This window comes from Pseudomonas sp. HMSC057H01 (assembly GCF_001836405.1).
In the GTDB taxonomy this organism is placed as follows: Bacteria; Pseudomonadota; Gammaproteobacteria; order Pseudomonadales; family Pseudomonadaceae; genus Pseudomonas; species Pseudomonas aeruginosa.
In genome coordinates this window covers 1-840 of record NZ_KV828477.1, presented here as the reverse complement: position 1 = coordinate 840, position 840 = coordinate 1, and the positions used below count along the sequence as shown (strand labels likewise).

Sequence of the window (840 nt, the reverse complement as noted above, 5' to 3'; positions counted from 1 at the left end):
CATCTTCGACTCGGGCACCACGTTGCGCGGGTTGAACAGGTGCGCGCGGTGCCAGTCGTCGGAGTAGCGGCTACCGACGCGGGCCAGGTCCGGACCGGTACGCTTGGAACCCCACAGGAAGGGGTGGTCCCAGACGCTCTCGCCGGCCACCGAGTAGTGGCCGTAGCGTTCGGTTTCGGCGCGGAACGGACGGATCATCTGCGAGTGGCAGCCGACGCAGCCTTCGCGGATATAGATGTCGCGGCCTTCCAGTTGCAGCGCGGTATAGGGCTTCATGCCTTCGACCGGGGTGTTGGTCACGTCCTGGAAGAACAGCGGCACGATCTGGGTCAGGCCGCCGATGCTCACGGCCACGGCCATGCATAGCGCCAGCAGGCCGACGTTCTTCTCGAGTATTTCGTGTTTCATGCTCGGCTCCTCAGGCGATCTGTGCGGCGGCTTCGTATTCGGCCGGCTTGGCGGCACTGACGGTGCGCCAGGTGTTGTAGGCCATCAGGAACATGCCGAGCAGGAAGATGAAACCGCCGAGCATGCGCACGATGAAGCCGGGGTGGCCGGCGGCCAGCGCTTCGACGAAGGAGTAGGTCAGGGTGCCGTCCTCGTTGACCGCGCGCCACATCAGGCCCTGGGTGATGCCGTTGACCCACATCGAGGCGATGTACAGCACGGTGCCGATGGTGGCCAGCCAGAAGTGCGCGTTGATCAGGCCCAGGCTGTACATCTTCTCGCGGCCGAAGACCTTCGGGATCAGGTGGTAGAGCGAGCCGATGGAAACCATCGCGACCCAGCCGAGGGCGCCGGCGTGTACGTGGCCGATGGTCCAGTCGGTGTAGTGGGAGA

2 protein-coding genes are annotated in these 840 nt (G+C 64.9%); both read right to left on the bottom strand.

Annotation, left to right across the window (positions count from 1 at the left end; genetic code table 11):
- The coding region (gene ccoO, locus HMPREF2581_RS17325) for a cytochrome-c oxidase, cbb3-type subunit II (protein WP_070743631.1) at positions 1 to 408 on the bottom strand (408 nt) is incomplete at its 3' end.
- A gap of 10 nt (positions 409 to 418) precedes the next feature.
- Positions 419 to 840, bottom strand: a 422-nt coding sequence (locus HMPREF2581_RS17320; protein WP_045108188.1) for a cbb3-type cytochrome c oxidase subunit I, incomplete at its 5' end; no start/stop codon positions are given.